General features: G+C 71.1%; 26 protein-coding genes and 1 tRNA gene. 12 read left to right on the top strand and 15 right to left on the bottom strand.

Features of this window, described 5'->3' with window-relative positions; translation table 11 throughout:
* Positions 1-154: 154 nt before the first annotated feature.
* Entirely contained in the window at positions 155-1,183 is a 1,029-nt protein-coding gene (gene fbaA, locus KV394_RS10880; RefSeq protein ID WP_136033484.1) for a class II fructose-bisphosphate aldolase, read from the top strand.
* 61 nt (positions 1,184-1,244) lie between these two features.
* Here the strand turns inward: fbaA and KV394_RS10875 are convergent, their stop codons facing one another.
* From KV394_RS10875 to KV394_RS10865, 3 genes are all read right to left on the bottom strand, one after another.
* Complete coding sequence (locus KV394_RS10875) at positions 1,245-1,784, bottom strand: DUF6264 family protein (RefSeq protein ID WP_247981435.1); 540 nt, start codon at positions 1,782-1,784, stop codon at positions 1,245-1,247.
* A gap of 235 nt (positions 1,785-2,019) precedes the next feature.
* Positions 2,020-2,808 carry an IclR family transcriptional regulator gene (locus tag KV394_RS10870; RefSeq protein WP_136033480.1) on the bottom strand — a complete coding sequence of 263 codons (789 nt, stop codon included), beginning with the start codon at positions 2,806-2,808 and terminating at the stop codon, positions 2,020-2,022.
* Positions 2,809-2,810: 2 nt separating this feature from the next.
* Entirely contained in the window at positions 2,811-3,893 is a 1,083-nt protein-coding gene (locus tag KV394_RS10865) for a 4-hydroxy-3-methylbut-2-enyl diphosphate reductase (RefSeq protein WP_247981434.1), read from the bottom strand.
* Between the two features lie 64 nt (positions 3,894-3,957).
* Between KV394_RS10865 and xseA the strand changes: the two genes are divergently transcribed.
* Genes xseA through KV394_RS10840 form a run of 5 tightly spaced genes read left to right on the top strand, consistent with a single transcriptional unit; the run spans position 3,958 to position 8,241 of the window.
* Positions 3,958-5,235: an exodeoxyribonuclease VII large subunit gene (gene xseA / locus KV394_RS10860; RefSeq protein ID WP_247981433.1), complete on the top strand. Its 1,278-nt coding sequence runs from the start codon at positions 3,958-3,960 to the stop codon at positions 5,233-5,235.
* Between the two features lie 36 nt (positions 5,236-5,271).
* Complete coding sequence (locus KV394_RS10855) at positions 5,272-5,511, top strand: exodeoxyribonuclease VII small subunit (protein ID WP_136033474.1); 240 nt, start codon at positions 5,272-5,274, stop codon at positions 5,509-5,511.
* Positions 5,508-6,152 (top strand): DUF4245 family protein, encoded by a 645-nt coding sequence (locus KV394_RS10850; protein WP_247981432.1) that lies wholly within the window; start codon positions 5,508-5,510, stop codon positions 6,150-6,152. Before KV394_RS10855 ends, KV394_RS10850 begins: the two co-directional genes overlap by 4 nt.
* Positions 6,149-6,823, top strand: coding sequence for a carbonic anhydrase (locus KV394_RS10845; RefSeq protein ID WP_136033470.1), 675 nt, complete (start codon positions 6,149-6,151; stop codon positions 6,821-6,823). The genes KV394_RS10850 and KV394_RS10845 overlap by 4 nt, the downstream gene beginning before the upstream one ends.
* Positions 6,820-8,241 (top strand): class II fumarate hydratase, encoded by a 1,422-nt coding sequence (locus KV394_RS10840; RefSeq protein WP_247981431.1) that lies wholly within the window; start codon positions 6,820-6,822, stop codon positions 8,239-8,241. Before KV394_RS10845 ends, KV394_RS10840 begins: the two co-directional genes overlap by 4 nt.
* A gap of 70 nt (positions 8,242-8,311) precedes the next feature.
* Here the strand turns inward: KV394_RS10840 and KV394_RS10835 are convergent, their stop codons facing one another.
* From KV394_RS10835 to KV394_RS10825, 3 genes are all read right to left on the bottom strand, one after another.
* Positions 8,312-9,694: a PhoH family protein gene (locus KV394_RS10835; protein ID WP_136033466.1), complete on the bottom strand. Its 1,383-nt coding sequence runs from the start codon at positions 9,692-9,694 to the stop codon at positions 8,312-8,314.
* Positions 9,695-9,852: 158 nt separating this feature from the next.
* Positions 9,853-10,983 (bottom strand): aminotransferase class V-fold PLP-dependent enzyme, encoded by a 1,131-nt coding sequence (locus tag KV394_RS10830; RefSeq protein WP_247981430.1) that lies wholly within the window; start codon positions 10,981-10,983, stop codon positions 9,853-9,855.
* 33 nt (positions 10,984-11,016) lie between these two features.
* Positions 11,017-11,796 carry an isoprenyl transferase gene (locus KV394_RS10825; RefSeq protein ID WP_136033529.1) on the bottom strand — a complete coding sequence of 260 codons (780 nt, stop codon included), beginning with the start codon at positions 11,794-11,796 and terminating at the stop codon, positions 11,017-11,019.
* A gap of 97 nt (positions 11,797-11,893) precedes the next feature.
* Here KV394_RS10825 and trhA point away from each other — a divergent pair, with 97 nt between their 5' ends.
* The gene (trhA, locus tag KV394_RS10820) at positions 11,894-12,625 is read left to right on the top strand and encodes a PAQR family membrane homeostasis protein TrhA (protein ID WP_136044597.1); all 732 of its coding nucleotides are present in this window, start codon (positions 11,894-11,896) and stop codon (positions 12,623-12,625) included.
* 15 nt (positions 12,626-12,640) lie between these two features.
* Here the strand turns inward: trhA and KV394_RS10815 are convergent, their stop codons facing one another.
* Entirely contained in the window at positions 12,641-12,910 is a 270-nt protein-coding gene (locus tag KV394_RS10815; protein WP_308194352.1) for a hypothetical protein, read from the bottom strand.
* A 92-nt stretch (positions 12,911-13,002) separates the two neighbouring features.
* On the opposite strand from KV394_RS10815, the gene KV394_RS10810 reads away from it, so the two are divergent.
* Positions 13,003-13,389: a DUF4307 domain-containing protein gene (locus tag KV394_RS10810; RefSeq protein ID WP_247981429.1), complete on the top strand. Its 387-nt coding sequence runs from the start codon at positions 13,003-13,005 to the stop codon at positions 13,387-13,389.
* A gap of 96 nt (positions 13,390-13,485) precedes the next feature.
* Positions 13,486-13,974, top strand: a complete 489-nt coding sequence (gene greA, locus KV394_RS10805; RefSeq protein WP_136033456.1) for a transcription elongation factor GreA — start codon at positions 13,486-13,488, stop codon at positions 13,972-13,974.
* Between the two features lie 67 nt (positions 13,975-14,041).
* Here the strand turns inward: greA and ilvA are convergent, their stop codons facing one another.
* Complete coding sequence (ilvA, locus tag KV394_RS10800; protein WP_136036902.1) at positions 14,042-15,271, bottom strand: threonine ammonia-lyase; 1,230 nt, start codon at positions 15,269-15,271, stop codon at positions 14,042-14,044.
* On the bottom strand, positions 15,268-16,464 hold the full coding sequence (locus tag KV394_RS10795) for an AI-2E family transporter (protein WP_247981428.1): 1,197 nt from the start codon (positions 16,462-16,464) through the stop codon (positions 15,268-15,270). Before KV394_RS10795 ends, ilvA begins: the two co-directional genes overlap by 4 nt.
* Positions 16,465-16,548: 84 nt before the next feature.
* Here KV394_RS10795 and KV394_RS10790 point away from each other — a divergent pair, with 84 nt between their 5' ends.
* Positions 16,549-17,808 carry a winged helix-turn-helix domain-containing protein gene (locus tag KV394_RS10790; RefSeq protein ID WP_247981427.1) on the top strand — a complete coding sequence of 420 codons (1,260 nt, stop codon included), beginning with the start codon at positions 16,549-16,551 and terminating at the stop codon, positions 17,806-17,808.
* Positions 17,805-18,704, top strand: coding sequence for a hypothetical protein (locus tag KV394_RS10785; RefSeq protein WP_136044600.1), 900 nt, complete (start codon positions 17,805-17,807; stop codon positions 18,702-18,704). The genes KV394_RS10790 and KV394_RS10785 overlap by 4 nt, the downstream gene beginning before the upstream one ends.
* 9 nt (positions 18,705-18,713) lie before the next feature.
* Here KV394_RS10785 and KV394_RS10780 read toward each other — a convergent pair whose 3' ends face one another.
* From KV394_RS10780 to KV394_RS10770, 3 genes are all read right to left on the bottom strand, one after another.
* The gene (locus KV394_RS10780) at positions 18,714-19,280 is read right to left on the bottom strand and encodes a LemA family protein (RefSeq protein ID WP_136033446.1); all 567 of its coding nucleotides are present in this window, start codon (positions 19,278-19,280) and stop codon (positions 18,714-18,716) included.
* Between the two features lie 82 nt (positions 19,281-19,362).
* Positions 19,363-20,676: a D-arabinono-1,4-lactone oxidase gene (locus KV394_RS10775; protein WP_136044601.1), complete on the bottom strand. Its 1,314-nt coding sequence runs from the start codon at positions 20,674-20,676 to the stop codon at positions 19,363-19,365.
* Positions 20,673-21,920 (bottom strand): alanine racemase, encoded by a 1,248-nt coding sequence (locus KV394_RS10770; protein ID WP_247981426.1) that lies wholly within the window; start codon positions 21,918-21,920, stop codon positions 20,673-20,675. Before KV394_RS10770 ends, KV394_RS10775 begins: the two co-directional genes overlap by 4 nt.
* A 102-nt stretch (positions 21,921-22,022) precedes the next feature.
* Between KV394_RS10770 and KV394_RS10765 the strand changes: the two genes are divergently transcribed.
* Positions 22,023-22,095, top strand: a tRNA-Leu gene (locus tag KV394_RS10765).
* A 13-nt stretch (positions 22,096-22,108) separates the two neighbouring features.
* Here KV394_RS10765 and KV394_RS10760 read toward each other — a convergent pair.
* The 3 genes from KV394_RS10760 to KV394_RS10750 form a co-directional block, all read right to left on the bottom strand.
* Complete coding sequence (locus KV394_RS10760) at positions 22,109-23,002, bottom strand: cation-transporting ATPase (protein WP_247981425.1); 894 nt, start codon at positions 23,000-23,002, stop codon at positions 22,109-22,111.
* A 224-nt stretch (positions 23,003-23,226) separates the two neighbouring features.
* The gene (locus KV394_RS10755; protein ID WP_247981424.1) at positions 23,227-24,285 is read right to left on the bottom strand and encodes a hypothetical protein; all 1,059 of its coding nucleotides are present in this window, start codon (positions 24,283-24,285) and stop codon (positions 23,227-23,229) included.
* 207 nt (positions 24,286-24,492) lie between these two features.
* Entirely contained in the window at positions 24,493-25,986 is a 1,494-nt protein-coding gene (locus KV394_RS10750; protein WP_136045139.1) for an NAD(P)/FAD-dependent oxidoreductase, read from the bottom strand.
* Positions 25,987-25,999: the final 13 nt, after the last annotated feature.

Genomic DNA, 25,999 nt, shown 5'->3' with positions numbered 1-25,999 from the left:
AGCCCTCCTTTCCGCCGGTATCTCGCGAAGGAATCGCACTTCTTAACAGCACGGCAGATCGTGCGCCGCCGAATGCTCCGCTCGCCTGCACGAGCCGGACAGGCGCCCCGATAGAGTGGCACCTGTCCCGGCTTCACCTACCGCAGGAGTTCTCATGCCCGTCGCCACCCCGGATCAGTACGCCGAAATGCTCGACCGCGCGAAGGCCGGCGGCTTCGCATACCCCGCGTTCAACGTGTCCAGCTCGCAGACCATCAACGCCGTCCTGCAGGGACTCACCGAGGCCGGCTCCGACGGCATCATCCAGGTCACCACGGGCGGCGCCGACTACTTCGCCGGTCACACGGTGAAGGCCCGCGCGACCGGCGCCCTCGCCTTCGCGCGCTACGCCACCGAGGTCGCCAAGAACTACCCGGTCACCGTCGCGCTGCACACCGACCACTGCCCGAAGGACGCCCTCGCCGGCTTCGTCGAGCCGCTGATCGCCGCCTCCGAGGAAGAGGTCAAGGCCGGCCGCAACCCGATCTTCCAGTCGCACATGTGGGACGGCTCGGCCGTGCCGCTGGCGGAGAACATCGAGATCGCCAAGGAGCTCCTTCCCCGCATGAAGGCGATCAACGCGATCCTCGAGGTCGAGATCGGCGTCGTCGGCGGCGAGGAGGACGGCGTCGCGCACGAGGGCTCGAACGAGGCGCTCTACACGACGTTCGGCGATGTCGACCAGGCCGTGCAGGCGCTGGGCCTCGGCGAGCAGGGCCGCTACATCGCCGCGCTCACGTTCGGCAACGTGCACGGCGTGTACAAGCCCGGCGGCGTGAAGCTGCGCCCCGAGCTGCTGGGCGAGATCCAGGCCGAGGTCGCCGCGAAGTACAACACCGGACCCAAGCCGCTCGACCTCGTCTTCCACGGCGGATCCGGCTCGACCGACGAGGAGATCGCGCTCGCGGTCGCCAACGGCGTCGTCAAGATGAACATCGACACCGACACCCAGTACGCCTACACCCGCGCGATCGCGGACTACATGTTCAAGAACTACGACGGCGTGCTGAAGGTCGACGGCGAGGTCGGCAACAAGAAGCAGTACGACCCCCGCGCCTGGGGCAAGATCGCCGAGTCGGCGATGGCTGCTCGCGTGGTCGAGTCGACGCGTCAGCTCGGTTCGCACGGTCAGTCGAAGAGCTGATCGCAGGATCACGAACGAAGGGGCCCGGCACTGTGCCGGGCCCCTTCTCGTTCACGGGAGATCAGCGGACGGTGCCGGCCGTCTGCTCCAGGTAGGCGAGGAAGGCCGGGTCGTTCATCATCGGCACGGCGAGGCACAGCGACACCACGATCACCGTCACGATCGCGCCGACGACCGGCAGCCACCACGTCAGGCGACCACGGCGGAGGCGCCGGATCGACAGCGCCGCCGTGATGCACCAGCCCAGGACCAGCACGATCGCCGCGATCGTCCCCCAGGGACGACCCATGGCGTAGTTGGTGAACTCCCCCTCGATCCCGAGGATCGACATGGTCTCGTTCATGACGCGGCCGATATCGAGGTAGGACAGTCCGGTCACCACGACGTTCACGAGGCCGTAGGCGAGCAGCGCGATGGTCACGATCCGGTCGACGGGCCGGCGGCGCGGGGCGTCCACCGCCGGGGCCGGCGCGGGCGCCGGGGCGGGGAACGCCGGAGCCGTGGGCGCCGGCACGGCCTCGTCGATGAGCGGCAGACCGCGGGCCAGGCGCTGCTCCTCCGGCGTCGCGATCTCACCGTAGCGCGGGCGCTGATCTGTCATGCCGCCATGCTAACGCGCGTGTCTCCGACCGGCTCCCAGCCGAAGACCTCCGGAGACGGTGGCGGCCCCGGAGAAGTGGGGACTCCTCGGGGGCCGCGGGAGAGGAGCACTGGGGATGCTCCTCATCCAGGTCGGTCGCCGGCGCTGGGGACGCCTCTGGCGATCGGCAGCGCTCTGTATCGCGCTGCTCCTTCCATGGTAGGAACCCGCGGCCGGAAGAACCAGGGGTCGGAATTCAGATAGTGAACTCGTCGCCCTGCCCGCTGCCGAGCGCGTCGGCCCCGAGCTGCAGCGACAGATTGCGGGCGGAGCGCTGCAGGCGGGAGACGAGCCGGCGATCCACCACCGCCTGGTCCGCCGGCAGCGAGATCGCGAGCGAGGCCGTCACCCCGGGGGCGATCACCGGCACCGCCACGCACGTCGCGCCGATCGCGTATTCCTCCTGGTCGACAGCCCAGCCCGGCGACTGCTCCAGCTGGGTGAGCAGCGTCCGCCGGTCGCTGATGGTCCGCGGGGTGAGCTCCTCCAGGCGGTGACGCGACAGGTAGTCGCGACGCTCCTCGTCGGGCAGCTCGGCCAGAATCTGCTTGCCGAGGGCCGTGGCATGCGCGCTGGAGTGCAGCCCGACCCACAGCTCGACCCGGGGGTTGCGTTCCGCGTCGACGATGTCCACGAGATGCAGCTCACCGTCCGCGAAGCGCGAGAGATAGGCCGTCGCGCCGAGGTCCTCGGTGACTGCCCGGAGCGCCGCGCGCACGCGGGCCAGGAACACGCCGCGCGAGTCGCCCTGCTGCTGGAACGCCGGAAACCGGGTGCCGAGCACGAGGCCGTCGGGCTCCGCGCTCAGGTAGCCCTCGTGCACGAGCGTACGCACCAGGTTGTACGTGGTGCCGGGAGTGAGACCCGTGATCGCGGCGAGCATCTTGGGCGGCAGCGGTCGCGGGGAGTTCGCGACGATGTCGACGAGGCGGAGCGCGCGCTGCACCGACCCGATGAGGGTCGGCTCCGCCTCCGCCGCGCTCAACGCTACGCGCCTGCTCCGGCGGAGGCACGGCCTCCGAGGGCGCGGGCGTCGCGCTGGCCGGACGGGTCCTGGCGCAGCTCCTTCGGCAGGGAGAACATCAGGTCCTCCTCCGCGGTGCGCACCTCCTCGACGTCGCGGTACCCCGCGTCGCCGATCGCGTCGAGCACCTCACGCACCAGCACCTCCGGCACCGAGGCGCCGCTGGTGACACCGACGGTCTCGACGCCGTCGAGCCACTCCTGCTGGATCTCCTCGGCGTAGTCGACCCGGTACGCCGCCTTCGCCCCGTACTCGAGCGCGACCTCGACCAGGCGCACGCTGTTGGAGGAGTTGGCCGATCCGACCACGATCACCAGATCCGCGCCCGCCGCGACCTTCTTGATCGCGACCTGGCGGTTCTGAGTGGCGTAGCAGATGTCGTCGGACGGCGGGTTGTGCAGCTCGGGGAAGCGGGTGCGCAGACGATTGACGGTCTCCATCGTCTCGTCGACCGAGAGCGTCGTCTGCGACAGCCACACCACCTTCGACGGGTCCTTCACCTGGACGGTGTCGGCCTCCTCGGGAGAGTTGACGACCGTGACGTGGTCGGGGGCCTCGCCCGCGGTGCCCTCCACCTCCTCGTGCCCGTCGTGCCCGATCAGGAGGATCTCGAAGTCGTCGCGCGCGAACCGCACCGCCTCGCGGTGCACCTTCGTCACGAGCGGGCAGGTCGCGTCGATCGCGTGCAGTCCCCGGTCGGACGCGGCATTCACCACGGCGGGAGAGACCCCGTGCGCGCTGAAGACGACGTGGGCTCCCTCGGGCACCTCGTCGACCTCCTCGACGAAGATCGCCCCCTTCGCCTCGAGCTCGGTGACGACGTGGATGTTGTGCACGATCTGCTTGCGCACATAGACCGGGGCGCCGTAACGCTCGAGGGCCTTCTCCACCGCCACCACAGCGCGATCCACGCCGGCACAGTATCCGCGCGGCGCGGCGAGCAGCACGCGCTTGCGTCCTGGCACCGGGTTATCCTGAAGCCGCCCTGCCGCCGCACGCACGCGAGGAAGGCGGGGGACGGGAAGATGCACGGCTGTCGAGGTCACACCGGAATTCTATCGCCGTACAGCTGTGCGAGGCCGGGGAGAGCCCGGGCGGGAACGGGAGCAGATGACAGTCTTCGAAGCGACGACCGGACCGGGTGAGACCCCGCCCGCCGACGCCGTCGCCCCGCGTGACTCCACCGCACAGGCACCCACCTCCGTCGCCCGGCTCAACGCCACCATCCGCGACTTCGTCGCCCGCTGGAACACGGTGTGGGTCGAGGGCGAGATCACGTCGTGGAACCAGCGCGCCGGAAACGTGTTCGCCCGGCTGAAGGATACGCGCTCCGACGCGCAGATCTCGATCCGGATCTGGTCGAGCGTGCGCGGGCGCATCCCAGCCGATCTCGGCGTCGGCGACCACGTGGTCGCGGCGGTCAAGGCGGACTACTTCGTGAAGTCGGGCGACTTCAGCTTCGCGGTCTCGGCGATGAAGCACGTCGGCCTCGGCGATCAGCTCGAGCGCCTGGAGAAGCTGCGCGTGCAGCTGCGGCAGGAGGGGCTCTTCGACGCCGGCCGAAAGCTGCGCCTCCCCTTCCTCCCGCACGTGATCGGACTCATCACGGGCGAGCGCTCCGACGCCGAGAAGGACGTGCACCGCAACGCCGAGCTGCGGTGGCCGCAGGTGCGCTTCCGCACCGAGTACGCGGCCGTCCAGGGCGACCGCTGCGTGCCCGACACCCTGGCCGCACTCGCCCGGCTCGACGCCGACCCCGACGTGGACGTGATCATCATCGCCCGCGGCGGCGGCGACCCCCAGACGCTCCTGGGCTTCAGCGACGAGCGGCTGGTGCGCGCGGTCGCGGCCGCGCGCACCCCGGTCGTCAGCGCCATCGGGCACGAGAACGACCACCCGCTGCTCGACGACGTTGCCGACCTCCGTGCCTCCACCCCGACGGACGCCGCCAAGCGCGTGGTGCCCGACGTCGGCGAGCAGCGCGCGCTGATCGCCCAGCTCCGGTCGCGCGCGACCACGCGGGTCACGCAGCGCCTCACCCACGACATCGCTCAGCTCGAGCAGCTGCGGTCGCGACCGGTCCTGCGCTCGCCCGATCCGATCATCGACACCCGCGCGCAGGAGTCCTGGCTGCTGGTGTCGCGCGGACGCGATGCCGTGCAGCGCCAGCTCGACGATGCCAGCCGTCGCACCAGCGAGCTGCGGGCGTCGCTGCGTGCCCTCTCCCCCGCCGCGACCCTCGCCCGCGGCTATGCGATCGCGCACCTCGACGGGGGCGTGATCCTGCGGGATGCGGCGGACGCCCCGGCCGGTAGCGCCCTGACGATCACGGTCGACCGCGGGTCGGTCGCCGCGCGCTCGGAGGGCGAGATCGCGGAAGGCGCCTGAACCGGGCGCGTCCGCGCCACGACGTAGGATGGAGGAGTGAGCGCGCTGAACGACACCCCTGTGGACACGCTGTCGTTCGAGGCCGCCCGGGACGAGCTCGTCCGCGTGGTCGCCGAGCTGGAGCAGGGCGCTCCGACCCTCGAGCAGTCGCTGGCGCTGTGGGAGCGCGGAGAAGCGCTCGCCGCCCGCTGCGAGGAATGGCTGCTGGGCGCCAAGCGCCGCCTGGAAGCGGCACGCGCCGCCGCCGGTGACGCCGAGACGGACGGGGCGTCATGAGCAAGGGCCCCGCCATCAACGCCGACCTCGGCCGTCCGGAGACGGCGGAGGAGACCGCGGCCCGCAAGGCCGCATCCAGCAAGGCGTATCGATCCAGCCAGACCGTCCGCAACCTGGTCGCCGCGCTCCTGGTGACCCTCGCGGTGGTGCTCGTCATCGTGCTCGTGGTCCCGCGCGGCGAGCCGGTGGCGCAGAAGCCCATCGACGTCGCGGGCATCGCCGCCGATGTCGAGTCGTCCATGGGCGGGCCCGTGATCGTGCCGGAGACCGGGAAGTTCTGGCGCGTCAACGCCGCGGAGCTGCAGAGCGGAGCCACGGTCGTCTGGGAGGTCACGCTGGCCCCCGCGGCCCAGGACGAGCGCGGGTTCATCAAGCTCGCGCAGGCCTTCGACGCCGATGCCTCCTGGGCCCCGCAGCGCCTGAACGGCATCGCCCCCACCGAGACGATCCGCATCGGCGGGCTGGAATGGGACGTGTACAAGCCAGGAAACGCCGGCGCCGACGCCAACATCTCGTACGCCATCGGCACACAGGCCGGCGACGACTACGTGCTCCTCTACGGCTCCCGCTCGGCGGACTCGACCGCCGAGCTCGCCGAGTCGCTCGTCCCTCAGATCCGCACCGTCACGGAGGCCCGATGACCCACCCGCTCACTCCTTCCGCCGCCTGGACGCAGATGCAGGAAGGCAACCGCCGCTTCGTCCGCGACGAGCCTCAGCACCCGAACCAGAACGTCGCCCGCCGCAAAGACCTGACCGCCGCCCAGCACCCGGTCGCCACGCTCTTCGGATGCGCCGACTCCCGCCTCGCGGCGGAGATCATCTTCGACCTGGGCCTCGGCGACCTGTTCGTGGTGCGCAACGCCGGTCAGGTGATGGGCGAGTCGATCGTCGCGAGCCTGGAGTATGCGGTCGCGGTGCTGGAGGTGCCGCTCATCGTGGTGCTCGCGCACGACTCGTGCGGCGCGGTGCGAGCCGCGATCGACGGCACCGCGATCGACGCGGCACCGCTCCCCCCGCACATCTGGAAGCTGATCGCGCCGATCGTGCCCGCCGCCCGCAAGGTGCTGGCGGAGAGCGGGGGTGCCACGGTCGCCGACATCGACGCCGAGCTGGTCGGCCGCGAGCACCTGCGCAACACGGTGCACGACCTGCTGCAGTCGTCGGAGATCATCAGCAACGCCGTCGCCGAGGGCCGCCTCGGGATCGTCGGCGCCAACTACCGTCTGGCCGAGGGCGAGGCTGTGCCCGTCATCACGGTCGGGATCGACACCGAGGGGACCGTCCCCGCAACCAAGGAGGGTTCGGAATGACCGACGCCAACCAGCTCAGCGGCGCGAACGAGCAGGGCTACCGCATCGAACACGACACGATGGGTGAGGTGCGTGTGCCCGTGAACGCGCTCTACGGTGCGCAGACGCAGCGCGCCGTGGAGAACTTCCCGATCTCCGGCAAGGGCCTGGAGTCGGCGCAGATCGCCGCGCTCGCGCGCATCAAGAAGGCGGCGGCGCTGGCGAACAAGGAACTCGGCACGCTCGACGGTGCCATCGCCGACGCGATCGCCCAGGCCGCCGACCAGGTGGCGTCCGGCGCCCACGACGGCGAGTTCCCGGTCGACACGTACCAGACCGGCTCCGGCACGTCCTCGAACATGAACATGAACGAGGTGCTGGCCACTCTCGCCACGCGCATCCTCGGCGCGACGGTGCACCCGAACGACCACGTCAACGCCTCGCAGTCGTCGAACGACGTGTTCCCCACCTCCGTGCACATCGCGGTCACGCAGGCCCTGATCGACACGCTGATCCCCGCGCTCGACCACCTCGCCGTCGCGCTGGAGGCCAAGGCCGAGCTGTGGAAGGACGCGGTCAAGTCCGGCCGCACGCACCTCATGGATGCGACGCCGGTCACCCTCGGACAGGAGTTCGGCGGCTACGCCCGTCAGATCCGCCTGGGCATCGAGCGCGTGCAGTCCGCCCTCCCCCGCGTGGCCGAGGTCCCGCTGGGCGGCACGGCGGTCGGCACCGGCATCAACACGCCGCTCGGGTTCCCGCAGAAGGTCATCGAGCTGCTCGCCGCCGAGACCGAGCTGCCCATCACCGAGGCCAAGGACCACTTCGAGGCGCAGGCCAACCGCGACGGCCTGGTCGAAGCCTCCGGCGCGCTGCGCACGATCGCGGTGTCGCTCACCAAGATCAACAACGACCTCCGGTGGATGGGCTCCGGCCCCAACACGGGTCTGGGCGAGCTGCACATCCCCGATCTGCAGCCGGGCTCCTCGATCATGCCTGGCAAGGTCAACCCGGTCGTTCCCGAGGCCGTGCTGATGGTGTGCGCCCGTGTCATCGGCAACGACGCGACCGTGGCGTGGGCCGGTGCGTCCGGCGCGTTCGAGCTGAACGTGGCGATCCCGGTCATGGGCACCGCGCTGCTCGAGTCGATCCGCCTCCTTGCGAACGCCTCGCGCGTGCTGGCCGACAAGACGATCGACGGCCTGCAGGCGAACCTCGACCGTGCCGCCGCGTTCGCGGGCATGAGCCCGTCGATCGTGACGCCGCTGAACAAGCTGATCGGCTACGAGGCCGCCGCGAAGATCGCGAAGCACTCTGTCGCGAGGGGCATCACGGTGCGCGACGCGGTGATCGACCTGGGCTACGTCGAGCGCGGCGACCTGACGCTGGAGCAGCTGGACGAGAAGCTCGACCTGCTGTCGATGACGCATCCCGGATGATCACCGGTCGCTGAGACGACGGATGCCGCGAGGACCTGGTCCCCGCGGCATCCGCTTTTTCCCGGCCTCGTCAGCTGAGCTCTCCGCCCTCCAGGAGTTCGGTGACGAGGGCCGCGATCGCGGAACGCTCCGAGCGGGTGAGGGTCACATGACCGAAGAGGTCGTGTCCCTTGAGCGTCTCGATCACGCTGGCGATGCCGTCGTGGCGTCCGACGCGCAGGTTGTCGCGCTGACCGACGTCGTGCGTGAGGATGACGCGGGAGTTCTGGCCCATGCGGCTGAGCACCGTGAGCAGCACGTTGCGCTCCAGGGACTGCGCCTCGTCGACGATCACGAACGCGTCGTGCAGCGAGCGTCCGCGGATGTGGGTGAGCGGCAGCACCTCGAGCATCCCCCGCTCGACGACCTCGTCGATCACGTTGCCCGAGACGACCGACCCGAGGGTGTCGTACACCGCCTGACCCCAGGGGTTCATCTTCTCGCCCTGATCGCCGGGGAGGTACCCGAGCTCCTGGCCGCCCACGGCGAACAGCGGCCGGAAGACGATGATCTTCTTCTGCTGCTGCCGCTCCAGCACCGCTTCCAGTCCGGCGCACAGGGCGAGGGCCGACTTGCCCGTTCCGGCACGCCCGCCGAGCGACACGATGCCCACCTCGGGGTCGAGCAGCAGGTCGATGGCGATGCGCTGTTCGGCCGAGCGGCCGTGCATCCCGAAGATGTCGCGGTCGCCGCGCACCAGCCGGAACTCGCCGTCGCCGGTGACGCGTCCGAGCGCCGATCCGCGCTCCGAGTGGATGATGAGACCCGTGTTGACGGGGAGCCCGTTGACGTCTTCGCTGATCCCGACCTCGCTCTCATAGAGGTCGCTGATGTCGTCGCCGGACAGGTCGAGGCTCGCGATGCCGGTCCACCCGGAGTCCACGGCCTGCTCGGCGAGGTACTCCTCGGCGCGCAGGCCGAGCGACGCGGCCTTGACTCGCATCGGGAGATCCTTCGAGACGATCGTGACGTCCTGTCCGTCCTGTGCGAGGTGCATGGCGACGGAGAGGATGCGGCTGTCGTTGTCGCTCAGGCGGATGCCGACGGGCAGCACGGAGAGGTCGGTGTTGCCGAGGTCGACGCGGAGCGTGCCGCCCTCGCCGACCTCGACCGGGAAGTCCAGACGCCCGTGCTCGACCCGGAGGTCGTCCAGGTGACGGAGCGCCTGGCGGGCGAAGTAGCCGATCTCGGGGTCGTGCCGCTTGCCCTCGAGCTCGCTGATGACCACGACGGGCAGCACGATCGAGTGCTCCGCGAATCGGAAGAATGCCTGCGGATCGCTCAGCAGCACCGACGTGTCGAGCACGTAGGTGCGCAGGTCCTGATCGGGCTGCGCGGCCGAGGTGCTTCTCGAGGACTGACGGGTGGACTGCTGCGCGGTGCTGGCGGTGTGCTGCGCTGAACGTGTGGTCACGACCCACTCCCGACCCGGGGATTCCCGGCTATGCGAACGAGTCGACCAGGGGGTCACGAGTCGCGAACCTGGAGGCCGACCCGACCGGGCGCCTTGCCCGATGCCTTGACCGTACGACCGCTCCCCGGATTAACACGGGCTCGACACGCCAGCGAATATTAAGAGCCGATGAACGTCGTCTGGCCGAACGCCTGCAGGGTCTCGTCCAGCAGGCGGAGCGTCTCGGCGTCGGTCCCGGCGTGGGGCGCGATCCGGATCGACGATCCGCGGGCGGTCACGACGATGCCGGCGTTCGCGAGGGCGGCGGCGAGTCGCGCGGGCTCCTCGGGCGCGAGGGCCACGATGCCGGCGCGGTGCTCGCGTTCGCGCGGCGACACGACCTCGATGCCGTGTCGGTCCGCGATCTCGATCACGGTGTCGACGTGCTCCGCGAGCCGCGACTCGATCGCCGCGACCCCGGCGTCGCGCACGTCGCGTGCTCCGATCGCGAGGCGCCCTGCAGCCAGGGTGTCGGGCACGCTGACGGTGTAGGCGCGCGCGGACTCGGCGGGACCGGGGAGCGCGTCGACCACCAGCCCGGTCGCCGTCGTGCCGGTGATGCCGGAGAGGACCGGGGTGATGCGCTCTCTGGCGCGCGGGGAGAACCAGGCGAAGCCGCTCCCCCTGGCCGCTCTGAGCCACTTGTAGCCGTGGCCGATCACCACGTCGGCTGCGGTGTAGTCCACGTCGACGACGCCGAACGACTGGACCGCATCCACGATCAGCAGCCGGTCGGGCCCGAGCACGTCGCGCAGCGCCGCGAGGTCGACCCGGTACCCCGTCCGGAAGTCGACGTGGCTGACGACCAGCGCGGTGACCTCGTCGTCCAGCGCCGCGGCCGCGGCCTCCGGTGAGACCCGGCCGTCGGCGGGTGTGATCCACCGCGGCGTCAGGGCCCGGTCCGACGCGGCCGATGCGCGCTCCAGCGTGAGGCTGACGCTCGGGAACTCCGCGGTGGACGCGACGACGGTGCCGGTGAGGCCGTACAGCGCGTGCTGAAGCCCGTGCGTGGAGGATGGCTGCAGGGTGACGTCCGCGGCGTCTGCTCCCAGCAGCTCCGCGACCGTCTCCTGCGCCTGGCCGATGCGCTCCGCGACGAGCGCGAGGGACGACGGTCGCCCGCTCGCGAGGAGATCCGCGTCCGCGAACACCTCCTCGCGCACCGAGGGCGAGAGGGGTCCGAAGGCCGCCCAGTTCAGGTAGCCGGGTTCGGTGTCGAACGTGCCGACGTAGTCCTCGAGTGCGCTCACGTCGTCATTGTGGCACGGTGCGGTGCCACGGCCTCAGCGACCGAAGCGGCGGTCGCGGTCGGCATAGTCGCGAATCGCGCGGAGGAAGTCGACCTGGCGCAGATCGGGGCCGAGCGCCTCCACGAAGTAGAACTCGCTGTGCGCGCTCTGCCACAGCAGGAAGTCGCTCAGGCGCTGCTCTCCGCTGGTGCGGATCACGAGATCGGGATCGGGCTGCCCGCCCGTGTAGAGGTGCTCGCCGATCATCTCGGGCGTGAGGTGTGCGGCGAGGTCTTCCATCGTGCCGCCGGAGGCCTCGTGCTTCGTGATGATGCTGCGCACCGCGTCGACGATCTCATTACGACCGCCGTATCCGACCGCGAGGTTGACATGGAGCCCGGTGTGGTCCTTCGTACGCTCTTCCGCAGCGGCGAGGACGGCCGCGAGCTCCGCGGGAAGGATGTCGGAGCGGCCCACGTGCTGCACCCGCCAGTTGCCCTCCCGCGACAGCGCCTCCGCGAGCTCGGCGATGATCTCGATGAGATCCGCGAGCTCCGCCGAGTCGCGCTTGCGCAGGTTGTCGCTGGAGAGCAGGTAGAGGGAGACGACCCGCACGCCGAGCTCGTCGCACCAGCCGAGGAACTCGTGCATCTTGGCGGCACCGGCGCGGTGTCCCTCCGCCGGGGTGGCGAAGCCGAGCTGGCGCGCCCAACGACGGTTGCCGTCGATCATCATGGCGACGTGATGCGGAACGGAGGCCGGATCGAGGTGACGACGCAGCCGGCTGGTGTACAGCCGGTACAGCGGCCCGCGGCCCGGGCTCTCGCGTGACATCACCCACCTACGCTACCCTGCCGTGCGCCGGCGCGCGGCGTGCGGATCCCGCGGGCATGTGCCGTCGACGGCATGCGACGCGGCTTAGAGTGAGGGCGTGAGCACTTCCGACGAGCCCGGCACCGATGTCCCCAAACTGCCGCTCCTCGAGGCGGCTGCCGTTGATGCGGCGACCGAGATCAAGCCCACCTGGCGCGGGTGGATCCATGCGGGCACGTTCCCCGTGGCGATCGCGGCCGGCGTGGTGCTGATCGTCCTGTCGCACGGCGCGCCGGCCAAGTGGGCCGCGGCGGTCTTCATGGCCACGTCGCTGCTGCTGTTCGGCAACTCGGCGATGTACCACCGCTTCAACTGGCGGCCGCGGGTCAAGGTGATCCTCAAGCGCATCGATCACGCGAACATCCTGCTGCTCATCGCCGGCACGTACACGCCGATCGCGACGCTCGCCCTTCCCCCGGACAAGGGCGCGCTCCTGCTGATCCTCGTGTGGAGCGGGGCCCTCCTCGGGATCCTGTTCCGCGTCTTCTGGATCAACGCGCCCCGGTGGCTGTATGTCGCGCTCTACCTGCTGCTGGGCTGGGCGGCGGTGATGTACATCGTCGACCTGCTCAACGCGAACGTGGCGATGATGGTGCTGGTGATCGTCGGCGGCCTGCTCTACACGGGCGGGGCGATCGTCTACGCGCTGAAGAAGCCCAATCCGTGGCCCGGCCATTTCGGCTTCCACGAGATCTTCCACGTGTGCACGGTGCTGGCGTTCCTGTGCCACTGGACCGCGTGCCTGCTCATCGCGCTGGAGCCGCTCTCCCCCTCGCTCGGCGCCCCGTGACGCCGCGGTGAGGCGTCAGCGGCCGTCCGGACGCCCGTCGTCGCTCGCGTCCTCCGGCGCCGCGGTCGACGCGTCGTCCGCGTCGGGTCCGGCCTGCGCCGCCTGCGCGGCCTGCTCGGCATCCAGTTCCTCGCGCACCTCTTCGCGATACCGCACGCGGCGGATGCGGCGGTTCATGTCCCAGATGAGCAGGATGACCGCGAGGACCACCACGACGATCGCGGCGAAGCCGACGAACCCCGGGGTCACGGCCTCCGGCGCCACGGTCATGGAGGGCGTGGGCATCGGAGTCTCGGACAGAGCACGCATGAATCGGCCTTTCGTACGCAGGTCGCATAACCTGGTATCACCAGCCTAACGACCGGAAGACCCTCCCTGTGACGACCGCCACCGAGCTCGACGAACGCTACGGCCGAACCCGACGCCGCCGGCTCCCCTGGATCATCGCCGGAGCGATCGCCCTGGTCGTCGTCGGCGCCTTCGCCTGGATGACGGTCGCGCAGTCGATGAGCTCCGTCGACGCCGACGACCTGGGCTTCGACCTCGTCGACGAGCACGCGGTCGACGTGCGCTTCCAGGTGACCGGCGTGCAGGGCAAGGACGTCGTCTGCGTGCTCGAGGCGCTCGACGAGGAGTTCGGGGTGGTCGGCTGGAAGGTCGTCGAACTCCCCGCCACGGATCGTCACTCGCAGACCCGTTCGGAGCGCATCCCCACGGTCGCGGAGGCCACGACAGGTTTGGTGAACACCTGCTGGGTCGCCTAGACTGGGGGCAGACAGACGACGCCCCGGCCCGTGCCGGGGCGTCTTGGCATATCCCCCGCGGTTGCTCGGCGGGATCCCGATAGAAGGAGCTTCGTCATGTCCACGGACGCTCAGGTTCCGTTCCTCACGCAGGAAGCGTACGACCGGCTCGTCGCCGAGCTGGAGCACCTCTCCACCGTCGGCCGCGACGAGATCGCCAAGCGCATCGAGGCCGCCCGCGAGGAGGGCGACCTCAAGGAGAACGGCGGCTACCATGCCGCGAAGGACGAGCAGGGCAAGCAGGAGGCGCGCATCCGCACCCTGGAGAGCCTGCTGAAGACCGCGAAGGTCGGCGAGGCGCCCGCCAGCCGCGGCATCGTCGAGCCCGGTACGGTCGTCACCGCGGTCGTGGCCGGCGGCGAAGAGGTCTTCCTGCTGGGCAGCCGCGAGATCGCGGCGGGCAGCGACCTCGACGTCTACAGCGAGGCGAGCCCGCTCGGACAGGCCATCCTGGGCCTCAAGGTCGGCGAGAAGTCGTCGTACGAGGCGCCGAACGGTCGCGCCATCAGCGTCGAGATCGTCAACGTCGAGACCTACACGGGCTGAGCCCCCGCGAACGACACAGCGCCCCTCGTCCACACGGACGAGGGGCGCTGTCGTGTGCGCGGGTGGCTCAGTCGAGCACGACGAGGGGGGCGAAGCCCGCGCGCCGCAGCGTGTCGAGCGTGTGCTCGGAGTGCTCCGGTCCGCGCGTCTCCACGCTCAGCTCGAGGATGACGTCGCTGATCTGGAGACCGTGGCCGTGCCGGGTGTGCATGGCCTCGATGACGTTCGCTCCCGCCTCGGCGATCAGCTCCGACACGCGGGCGAGCTGGCCCGGCCGGTCCGGCAGAGGGATCCGGATCGTGAGGTAGCGCCCCGAGGCGGCGAGGCCGTGAGCCACGACGCGCTGCAGCAGGAGCGGGTCGATGTTGCCGCCGGACAGGACGGCCATGGTCGTGCCGTTCGGCGACACCTTGCCCGCGAGGATCGCCGCGACCCCCGCGGCCCCCGCCGGCTCCACGACCACCTTCGCCTGCTCCAGCAGCAGGACGATCGCGCGCGCCAGGTCGTCGTCGGACACCGTCACGACCTCGTCCACGAGATCGCGGATGATCCCGAAGGGCACGTCGCCCGGACGCGCGACCAGGATCCCGTCGGCGATGGTCGGCCGCGTGACGATGTCGACCGGCTCCCCCGCCTCCAGCGACGGCGGCACGGCAGCGGCGTTCTCGGCCTGCACCCCGATCACCCGGACGGTGCGGCCGAGCTCCGCCGCGCGCGCCTTGACCGCCGCCGCGACGCCCGCGATGAGGCCGCCGCCGCCGATGCCGAGCACGACCGTGTCGACCTCGGGCGCGTCGGCGAGCAGTTCGAGGCCGAGCGTGCCCTGACCGATCACGACGTCGCGGTGGTCGAACGGGTGGATGAGCACGGCCCCGGTGCGCTCGGAGAACTCCGCGGCCAGGCGCAGCGAGGTCGCCACCGTCTCGCCCTCCAGCACGACCTCGGCACCGTAGCCGCGCGTGGCGAGGAGCTTGGGAACCGGCACGCCCAGCGGCATGAAGATCGTGGCGGGGATGCCGAGCGCCTGGGCGGCCAGCGCGACCCCCTGCGCGTGGTTGCCCGCCGATGCCGCGACGACGCCGCGCGAGCGCTCCTCCGCGCTGAGCCGGGAGAGCCGGTACGCCGCACCGCGGATCTTGAACGACCCGGTGCGCTGCAGATTCTCCATCTTCAGCAGCACGGGAGCGCCGAGGGCGTCGGAGAGGGCCCGGGAGGGCAGGGTCGGCGTGTGCGAAATTACCTCAGCCAGACTCTGAGCGGCGTGCTCGAACTCGGTCAGGCTGGGGACTTGGCTCATCGATTCCTCCGTGTCCGCTGTCGCGGGACTGTGCTCCAGATCAGGTCTCCGCTCGGACCGACGCCGGTGCGCCACGAGCCCGAGCTGATGGTGACCGCGGCGACGTTCACGAACGCCGCCAGCGGTACGGCGAACAGGGCGCCGGGGATGCCCGCGATCATCGCGCCACCCGCGACCACGAGCACGACGGCGAGCGGGTGCACCTTGACGGCCGAGCCCATCATGATCGGCTGCAGGATGTGTCCCTCGATCTGCTGCACCGCCAGGACGACCACCAGCATCCACAGCGCGATCCACGGGCCGTTGTAGACGAGCGCGAGGAACACCGCGACGGCGCCGGTGACGACCGCACCCACGATCGGGATGAACGAGCCGAGGAAGACGAGCACGGCGACCGGAAGCGCGAGCGGCACCTGGAGCAGGAACGCGCCGAGTCCGATGCCGATCGCGTCGATCGTCGCCACGAACAGCTGCGTGCGGGCGTAGTTGACGATCGTCGCCCAGCCGTTGCGCGCGGCCCCGTCGACCGCGGGACGAGCGCGACGCGGGAAGACCTTGAGCGTCCAGCGCCAGATGCCGGCGCCGTCCGCGAGCAGGCAGATGAGGATGAACAGCGCCAGCAACGCGCCCGTGGCCACGTGACCGACGGTCGTGCCGATCGCGAGTGCGCCGGTCCACAGCAGTTGCGCCTGTTCGGAGATGAGGTCGAGACCCTGCTGGAGATAGTCGGCGATCTGGGTGTCGGAGAGGTTCAGCGGCCCGTCGTGCAGCCAGACCTGGAACTGATTGAACGCCTCGGTGGTGCGCTGCTGGACGTCGGGCAGCTGCTCCCTGACCTGCCACACCACGAGCCACATGAGACCCGTGACGATCGCGACCGTGCCGATCAGCGAGATCGCGATCGCGAGCCAGCGCGGCACGCCACGCCGCAGCATCCACGAGAAGGCCGGCCACAGCAGCGCCGTGATGAGGATCGCGACCATGAGCGGGATGACGAGGAGCTTCAGCAGCATCACGAGCCAGATGAAGACGCCGATAGCCGCCGCGATCAGCAACAGGCGCCAGGCGTAGCTCGCGGTGATGCGCAGCGGCAGAGGCACGGCCTCGTCGGCCTCGGTGGTCACGGTCCGGTCGGTGGATACGGGGCGCGGACGGAACAGATCGCGCAGCCGGGGTCGCTGGTCCTCGCTCATCGCCTCAGTCTACGGTCATGCGGTATGCCGCTCGGCGCATCTACCCGCGAGAGAGATGTCCGACACCGGCGTTACGCTGGCCGCGTGACCGACTCCCTCAGCTCCGCGCAGGCACGCCGCATGGCACTCGCCGCGCAGGGGTTCACACGCGCGCGACCCGCTGCCGTCTCCAACCGCCACCTGCACCGCGTGATGGAGCGGCTCGGAGTGCTGCAGATCGACTCGGTCAACGTGTTCGCCCGGTCGCACTACCTGCCGCTGTTCTCCCGGCTCGGCGCGTACGATCCGGCCCTGCTCGACCGGCTCTTCCTGTCGCGCACCACGCACTACGTCGAGTACCTCGCTCACGAGGCCACGTTCATCCCGGTCGAGGACTGGCCGCTCTGGCGGTTCCGCATGGACGCGTTCCGCCGTCGCTGGGCCGGCGAGGACTCGTGGCTCAGCACCAACGCCCGCACGGTCGCGTGGGTGCAGGCGGAACTGCGCGACCGTGGCCCGCTCCGCCCCGCCGACCTGCGCGCCGACGCTCCCCGCGAGCGCGGCACATGGTGGGACTGGGACGAGGTCAAGCTCGCCCTCGAGCACCTGTGGCGCACGGGAGACGTGGCCGTCAGCGGGCGGCGCGGCTTCGAGCGCACGTACGCCCTGGCGGAGCACGTCATCCCGGAGCACATCCGCGCGCGCGACGTCTCCCGCGACGACGCGATCCGCGAGCTCATCCGCCGCGCGGCCCGCTCGAGCGGCGTGGCGACCACATCCGACCTCGCGGACTACTACCGCATCCGAGACCGCGCCACCATCGGCAGGGCGATCGCCGAGCTGGAGGACGCGGGCGAAGTGCTGCCGGTGCGCGTGCGGGGATGGGAACGCGCCGGTCGCCCGCTCCCCGCGTGGCGCCACCGCGACGCCGTTCTCCCCCGCCGCGTCGAGGCGGCCGCGATCCTCACGCCGTTCGACCCCGTGGTGTGGTTCCGCGAGCGCGCGCTCCGCGCCTTCGAGCTCGACTACCGCATCGAGATCTACGTGCCGGCGGCCAAGCGCCGTTACGGCTACTACTCCCTCCCGGTCCTGGTGGGCGACCGCATCGTGGCGCGGGTCGACCTCAAGGCCGAGCGCGCCGGCTCCACGCTGCAGGTGCAGTCGGCGTGGTGGGAGCCGCAGGCACGGCCCGACGACGCGGAGGCGATCGCGCGGGAACTGCGGCTCGCCGCCGCGTGGCAGGGGCTCGAGCACGTGTCGGTGTCGGGCTGGGGAGATGCCACCTCCGCGCTGCACGACGCCCTGGCGACGAGCGACGGGGCACCGGTGCGGCGGCACGTGCACGAGCGGGAGGGCGCGGCGTGAGCAGGCGCCTCCGGTGGGCGGCGGCGATCGCCGCGGCGGTCGTGGTGGCCGCCGTTGGAGGCTGGATCGTGTTCGCGTCGCTGCGGTCGCCGTCACCGGATGAGGCGGCCCTCGCCTACCTGCACGCGGTGGAGTCGGGCGACCCGAAAGCGGTCGAGGCGACGGGCGCGGAGGTCAGCGCGACGGCGCTCGCGGCGCTCGATGGGGCGACCGAACGCATCGCCCGGCCCGCCGTGACAGGGACCCACGGGACCGGCGAGAACCGGCGCGTCGAGGTGTCTTTCCGACTCGGCGGTGAGGAGCACGACGTGACCCTGTCGATGAGCGCGGTGAACGGTCGCTGGGTCGTGGACGGCTCGTGGCTCGGTGCGGTCACACCGAGCACGACGGCCGGCACCGCGGTCGCGATCGGCGCAGCGACGCTCCCCGCCGGCGACGACACCGTCCTGCTGCCGGGCACCTACGCGGTCGCGGCGGCCCCGGCCGCTCTGCTCGACGGGACCAGCGAGGTCACGGTGCTTCCCGGCGAGACGACCGCGGTCGAGGTGGACGCCTCCCTTCGGCCCGAGGCCACGGAGGCCGCGCAACAGCACCTCGACGACCACCTGACGGCGTGCACGACTCCGGCGCCCTCTCCGCCCCCGGGCTGCGGCATCCGGCTCCCGTGGGGGCTCGAGTTCCGCGACGTGAGCGAGGTCCGGTATCGGATCGAGCAGCGGCCCACCGTCACGCTCACGACTCACGGCTTCACCGCGGCAGGCGGCGTGCTCGTCGCCACCGTGACCGGGACGGGACAGGACGGAGCGCCCCGCACCACCAGCTACCGCACCGACGACTGGAGTCTGCGCGGCGACGTCGAGTTCACCGCGGAGGGGCTGCGGCTGACGGTGTGGTGAGGGCGTGCGTCAGAACTGCACGCGCGGGGGCTCGGAGATCGCGCCGCTGTCGGCGACCTCGAAGAACTCGCGCTCGGTGAAACCCAGGCCCTTCGCGAAGAGATTGTTGGGGAAGACCTTGATCTTGGTGTTCAGCTCGCGCACGCCGCCGTTGTAGAAGCGTCGAGCCGCCTGGATCTTGTCTTCCGTGTCGACCAGCGACTGCTGCAGCTGGAGGTAGTTCTGGCTCGCCTGCAACTGCGGATAGGCCTCCGCCACGGCGAACAGGCTGCGCAGCGCCTGCTGGAGGTGTCCCTCGGCGATGCCGGCCTCACCGGGGCCGCTCGCGGTGAGGGTCTCGGCACGCGCCCGCGTGACGTTCTCGAACACGGCCTTCTCGTGCGAGGCGTAGCCCTTGACGGTCTCGATCAGGTTGGGGATGAGGTCCGCTCGGCGCTTGAGCTGAACCGTGATGCCGCTCCACGCCTCGTCCACGCGCACGTTGAGCTGCACGAGCGAGTTGTATGTGGCCCAGAGATAGATGCCGACGAGCAGGATCACCCCGACGACGATCAGTACCGGCACGAGCCATTCCATCAGAGCCCCACCCTTCCTCGTGTTTCTCTCATCCTAGACGCGCAGGCTGCGCGTGGACTGGGCGCGTCAGCCGCCGGCCGCATCACGCGCCGAGCACCCGGTCCAGGTAGCGGTTGGTGAAGCGCCGTTCGGGGTCGAGCCGGTCCCGCAGCCCCACGAAGTCGTCGAACCGCGGGTACACCGCGCGCAGCGACTCCGCGTCCTGCGTGTGCAGCTTCCCCCAGTGCGGCCGGCCGCCGTGCTCCCTCATGATCCGCTCCACGGCCTCGAAGTACGCCGTGGGATCGGCACGCCAATAGCGATGCACGGCGATGTACGCGCTGGCGCGCCCGTGTGCCGTGGAGAGCCAGCGGTCGTCCGCGGCGGCGAAACGCACCTCGATCGGGAACTCGATCCGCCAGCCGCGGTCCGCGATCAGCTGCTGCACCGCGCGGAAGGCGGGGACGACCGCGTCTGCGGGGATCGCGTACTCCATCTCGCGGAACCGCACCGTGCGGCTCTGGGTGAGCACCCGGTGCGACAGATCGGTGTACTCGCGGTCGCCCGTGAGCCGGACGGCCAGGCGGCTGAACGGCGGCGTGGCCGCCGGCACCAGCTGACCGGCCGCACACACCACGCGGTACACCCCGTTGGAGAGCAGACTCTCGTCCACCCACCGGCCCACGACGGGCAGCGGCTTGCGGACCGTCGACTCCGGAAGCCGCGTCTGCCGCTTGGTGAGGGCGACGTCGGTGTGCGGGAACCAGTAGAACTCGAAGTGGTCGGACGCGGCGACACGCTCGTGCACGGACGACAGCACGTCGTCGAGCGGCACGGGCTCGTCGACCGCGTGCAGGACGAACGACGGGACGCACTGCAGCGTCACCTCGACGATGATGCCCAGGGCCCCGAGACCCACGGCTACCGCGGGCAGAAGCTCGGGCTGGTGCTGCTCGTCGATCCGGAGGAACTCGCCCGCGGCCGTGATCAGCGTGACGCCGACGACCTGGGTCGCGAGCCCGCCGAACGTCGCACCGGTTCCGTGCGTGCCGGTCGAGATGGCCCCGGAGATCGACTGCCGGTCGATGTCGCCGAGGTTCTGCATCGCCAGGCCGTACGGCGCGAGCAGCCCGGGGATCCGGTGCAGGCGGGTACCGGCGAGGAGGCTCACACGTCCGGATGCGGCGTCTGCGGACACGAGCCCCTGCAGGTCGTCCAGTTCGAGCAGCACGCCGGGGGCGACGGCGATCCCGGTGAAGCTGTGGCCGGCGCCGACGGCCTTGATCGTCAGGCCCTGCTTCGCGGCGGCCCGCACGGCGCGCTGCACGCCCTCGGGGCTGCGCGGGCGCTCGACGCGGACGGGACGCACCGACGCCGAGCGGCCCCAGTTCTGCCAGGTGCCGCCGATGCGCGTCACAGGAACGCCTTCCCCTCGCCGCGGTACGTCGGCAGCTCGTCGATGACCTCGTCGCCCGACACCAGGTGATAGCGGTCGATCCGCTCGGCCGGCTCGCCGCTCTTCGCGTGGCGGAACCAGACCCGATCACCCACGCCGAGGGTCGCGGCGTTCGGGCCGCGGAGGGGGGTCTGCACCTCGCCCGCGGCCTCCCGAGGCAGCGTGCGGAGATCCGCCGGCCACACCGGGAGCGGCTGCCGCGAGGCCACCGCGGGCCCGGAAGCGATCCAGCCACCGCCGAGCACGGTCGCGATGTCGGCCGCCGGGCGCCGCACGACGTCGAACGCGAACGCGGCGGCCGGGGCCGGGCGGAACGAGCGGTAGCCGTCGAACAGATGCCCGCCGAGCAGCCCGCTTCCCGCGCTCGCCTCGGTCAGCGACTCGTCGCTGCCCGAGAACTCGAGCGACCCGGTGCCGCCTCCGTTGAGGAACTCCAGGGGTGCGACGGCGCTGACCGCCGCGGCGATCGCCGCCCGGCGCTCGCGCAGCTCCTCCCGCGAGCGCGACTGCACGAGACGGATGAGTGGGGCGTCCGGACCCCCGTCGTCCCCCTGACCGGCGATCTGCGCGTCGTACATCTGCAGGCCGACGAGCCGGAACCCGGGACGGGCCGCGACCTTCCTCGCGAACGCGGCCACCTCACCCGCGGAGAACAGGGCCGAACGCCGCACGCCGATGTGCCCCAGCAGCGGCGAGCGCCACGAGGCATCGACGTCGATCGCGACACGCAGCTCGGGACGAGAGCCCGGCCCGGCGACACTGTCGATGAGGTCGAGGTGCACCAGATCGTCCACCATGAGGGTGATCCGTCGGGCCGCGGCCTCATCGGCGACGAGCCGCTCCAGGGCGGCGCGGTCGACCGTCGGGTAGCCGAGGACGATGTCGTCGTGCGTCTCGGCGAGCCACAGCGCCTCCTCCAGCGTGAACGCGAGGATGCCCCGGAAGCCCGGCAGCCGCAGTACGGCATCCAGCACCTCCCGCACCCGCACCGACTTGGAGGCGACGCGGATGGGCAGACCGCCCGACCGAACGAGGAGATCCATCGCGTTGTAGCGGAGGGCCTCCCGGTCGATCACCGCGACCGGGGCGGGCAGATGGCCCGTGGCGGCCGAGAGTCGGGGCCAGTATCGGCCGGGATCCTCCCACTCGGGAGCGACCGCGGCGGCGCCCTGGACGGGGCTCAGTTCATCGGTGAGGTCGAGCACTCCCCCACCCTACGGCCTGAGCGCACTCGGGTTCACCCCTCCTGACACCGCGTCGCAGAGGGTGCGGGGGCCGCCGTTCGCCGGCGCTAGGCTGGCGACGCGGCCCCCGTAGCCCAATGGCAGAGGCAGGCGACTTAAAATCGCCTCAGTCTGGGTTCGAGTCCCAGCGGGGGCACCGGACCCGAGGGTCAGCGCCCGAACAGGTCACCGATCCCTGGGACGCCCAGATCGCCCAGGCGGTCGCCCCAGCCCGTCGCGGTCTCTCCGAGGCCGGACACCGCGTCCCCCGCCGATCCCAGGAGATCCCCGGCGCCGCCCGTCAGCGCCTCGACATCGACGCCGGATACCAGCGCCTCGACGTCCAGGCCCTCTGCGAGGGCGCCGAAGTCCACGCCGAGCGATGCGGCCTGGTCGAGCAGCGGCGCGGCGACCGCGCTGACCACCGCACCGCCGGCCACGACGCCGAGCAGACCGACGGCGGCACCACCTGCCGCGACGGCAGCCCCGCCGGCCCCGACGCCGCGCGCGCGGGACAGCAGACCGCGCATCCGTCCCGGTCGCATCGCCTCCGCCCGCCCGGCCGCCCTGGCCAGATCGTCGGGGGCGGACGACCGCGGCCGCTCACCCGCGGGGAGCTCCTGCTGCATGCGCGCCGCCACGACCTCGCGCTGCTGTGGGGTGAGCCGCGCGAACGCCTCGCGGTGGAGCTGCTCGATGCGCTGAGGATCGGCCGTCTGCATCAGGTAGTCGTACCGGGCGATCGCGGCACGATCCTGCCGGGAGAGCGCGGATCCGCCGTGGTGCGGTGCGGGCGGCGGCGCGAAGGCCCCCGCGGGTCGTGTCCGGTCCTGGTCGCGACGGACGGTCGCGTCGTGCGCGGGCGGCGGCGCGTACGGGTCGCCCGGTCGTGCGGCAGACGGCGAGGCCTCGCGGGTGCCGCGCACCTGGTCGACCGCACCGCGGATCATTCCGCCCCAATCGGTGGACTCCCGCCCCGTGTCCCCGGGCCGCCGCGAGGATGTCGCGCCGCCCGTGTCGAGCGCGTCGGAGGCGAGGCGGATGAGTCGGGAGAGCTTTCCCATGGTGATCCCTTCGTGGGGCGGGCCACCGGGAGGGTCGACGTCCAGCATCGGCAGGGGTCTCCGGGCAGCCCGCGAACGGGTGCCAAGGTCTCCTCCGCCCGGAAGGGCCAGCGGGCCGGGACACGATGTCATGTCCGTAGTGACGACGACGCTGCAGACGGGAGTACTCCCCTTGCACTTCGAAACCCTAGCGGGCAGGGCTATGGATCCTCTCCACTGCCCGCTCAGCCGAGATCGTCGAGCACCTCGAGCACGTCGTCGCGGATGGCGAGGAACGCCGCATGCACCTCGGTGCGCCCGCCGTCCTCCGAGAGCGCCGCGACCGTGCGTCCCAGCGCCCCGAGGGGGAGCGTCCCGGCGGACTCCCGAGCGCTCAGCTCCCCGAAGCCCTCCGGAGGCGACCCCGCGCGCGCCGCGAGCAGGAGCTGATCGCACAGCACCGAGGCCGCGCCCAGGAGCGACGCCGCGGCACGCAGATCGCTGCGGGCGACCTCGGTGCACAGCAGGCGGTCGCGGATGATGCGGGTGAGCCGCCGCGAATGCGGAGCGGGGATCGCCCGCCTCGACCGGATGCGCCAGCGATCATCTCCGTCCAGGGGCGCCTCGTATGACACCGGCTCGCCGTCGCTCACATGGATCGCCGGGATCTGCATCGGTGTGGGAAGCGGATCCCCTGCCCACCACGCCGCCGGTGCCTCCGCCGTCGGAAGGAACGCTGTCGCGCGCTCTGCTCGCGCCGCCCCCGCGCCATCCGGGCGGAGGTCGGCGACCTGCACGAGGCTGGGGTTGCTGGCGAAGTGGGACAGGCCGCGGGATCGGATGACTCGGAACAGCGCTTCCCCATCGTCGACGGGAGCGCTGTCGTCGGCGGCGGCGAGCTCGGCGGCGACCGCGACCGGCAAAACGGTGGCGACGACGGACACCGTCTTCCCCGGCGGGGCGACCCACGGCCGCCCGGCGAAGGCAGCGATCCGCACCGCGTGCGACGCGTAGGTGTCCCACCCCGAGAAGAAGCTCAGCACCGCGGCGGGCTGACGCCTCACCGCGTCGCGGACCTGAGCGAGAAGCGCCGGATGCGCGTCCACGTCACCCGAGAGCACGAGATGATGAGTCGCCCGGCGGCTCCAGGGCTGCCAGACGGGACGCGGGGAACCGCGACGCGCCGACCGTTCGATCCCGTCGGAGACGATCTGGACGGGAGCGCTGCGGAGCTCGTGCGCCAGGGCGACCGCCCGGTTCTCGAGCCCCGGCAGGGCGCGGATCGAGACGCTGAGCGTCGGCATCGAACCCCCACTCCGCGTCGCCACCTGGTCTCCTCGCATCGCGCACGATCCACACGGCCGCCCACACGGCCTTGTCCACGCTCCCGGAAAGCGTACAATCTGACATGTTACGTGGCCAACTCTTGCGACGTCTCCACCCTCATACGTCCGGCCCGGAACGAGAACGGCCCCGCACGCATTCGCGTCCGGGGCCGTTCGGTGTCGTCGTCACTTGACGGGCGCGGTCTCCGCTGTCGCCGAAGCCTTCGCGGCGGGCTTCTTCGCCGCCGCCTTCTTCGGAGCGGGCTTCACATCGGCCGGGGTCTCCGCGGCGGGAGCCGCCTTCGCGGCCGGAGCCGACTTCGCCGGAGCAGCCGCCGGGGCCGCGTCGGCCGGTGCCGCCGGACGCGGACGCGCCGCGAACTCCTCGAACACGTAGCGCGGGTTCTGCACGGTCTCGAGGTTGACCAGGTCGCGGCCGAGCCACAGGTTGTTCCACCAGCCCCACAGCACGCGCCACTTGCGCTCCCACGTCGGCATCGCGAGTCCGTGGTACCCGCGGTGCGCGACCCAGGCGATGAAGCCCTTGAGGGCGATCTTGCCGGACTGGAAGACGCCGTTGTACAGGCCGAGACCGGCCACGGCCCCGAGGTTCTTGTGGAAGTACTCCTTGGGCGCCTCGCCACGGAGCACCGCCACCAGGTTCTTCGCGAGGAGCTTGGCCTGACGCACCGCGTGCTGCGCGTTCGGCACGCAGAATCCGCCGACGCCACCACCCGACAGGTCGGGCACGGCCGAGACGTCACCGGCAGCCCAGGCGCCCTCGACGAAGGCCTCCGGGGTGCCAACGCGCAGGTCGGCGCGGGTCTGGATGCGACCGCGCTCCTCGATCGGCAGGTCGCCGCCGCGCACGACGGTCGGGTTGGCCATGACGCCCGCGGTCCAGACGATCACGTCGGTCGGGATGACCTCGCCCGTCGAGAGCTCGACGTTGCCGTCGATCGCACCCGTGACCTGCGTGTCGAGGTGCACGTTGGCGCCGCGCTTCGCGAGGTCCTTGAGCACCCACTCGCTGGTCTTGAGCGACACCTCGGGCATGATCCGCCCCATCGCCTCGATCAGGTGGAAGTGCGTGTCCTCGAAGTGGATCTGCGGGTACTTGCTCACGAGCGACGAGGCCAGCGAGCGCAGCTCGGCGAACACCTCGATGCCGGCGAAGCCACCACCCACGACGACCACGGTCAGCAGACGGTCGCGCTCGGGACCGGCGGGAAGCGAGGCGGCCTTGTCGAAGTTCGACATGACCTTGTCGCGGATCGCCACGGCCTCTTCGATGGTCTTGAGACCGATCGCGTTGTCGGCGATGCCCGGGATCGGGAACGTGCGCGAGACGGCACCCGCGGTGACCACGATCTGGTCGTACGCGAACTCGTACGGCTCGCCGACGGGCGGCGTGATCGTCGCGGTCTTCTGCGCGTGGTTGATGTTGGTCACCTTGGCGGTGAGCACGTGCGTGCGCTTGAGGTGGCGGCGGTGCGCGACCACCGAGTGACGTGCCTCGATCGAACCGGCGGCGACCTCGGGAAGGAACGGCTGGTACGTCATGTACGGCAGCGGGTCCACCATGGTCACGTCGGCCTCACCCTTGCGCAGGTGCTTCTCGAGCTTCCACGCGGTGTAGAAACCTGCGTAGCCCCCGCCGACGATCAGGATCTTGGGCACAGTGCTGTTCTGA

The sequence above is a fragment of the Microbacterium sufflavum genome, from assembly GCF_023101165.1.
Lineage (GTDB): Bacteria > Actinomycetota > Actinomycetes > Actinomycetales > Microbacteriaceae > Microbacterium > Microbacterium sufflavum.
The sequence above is the reverse complement of the archived record's forward strand: the minus strand, read 5'-3'. Positions and strand labels throughout refer to the sequence as shown.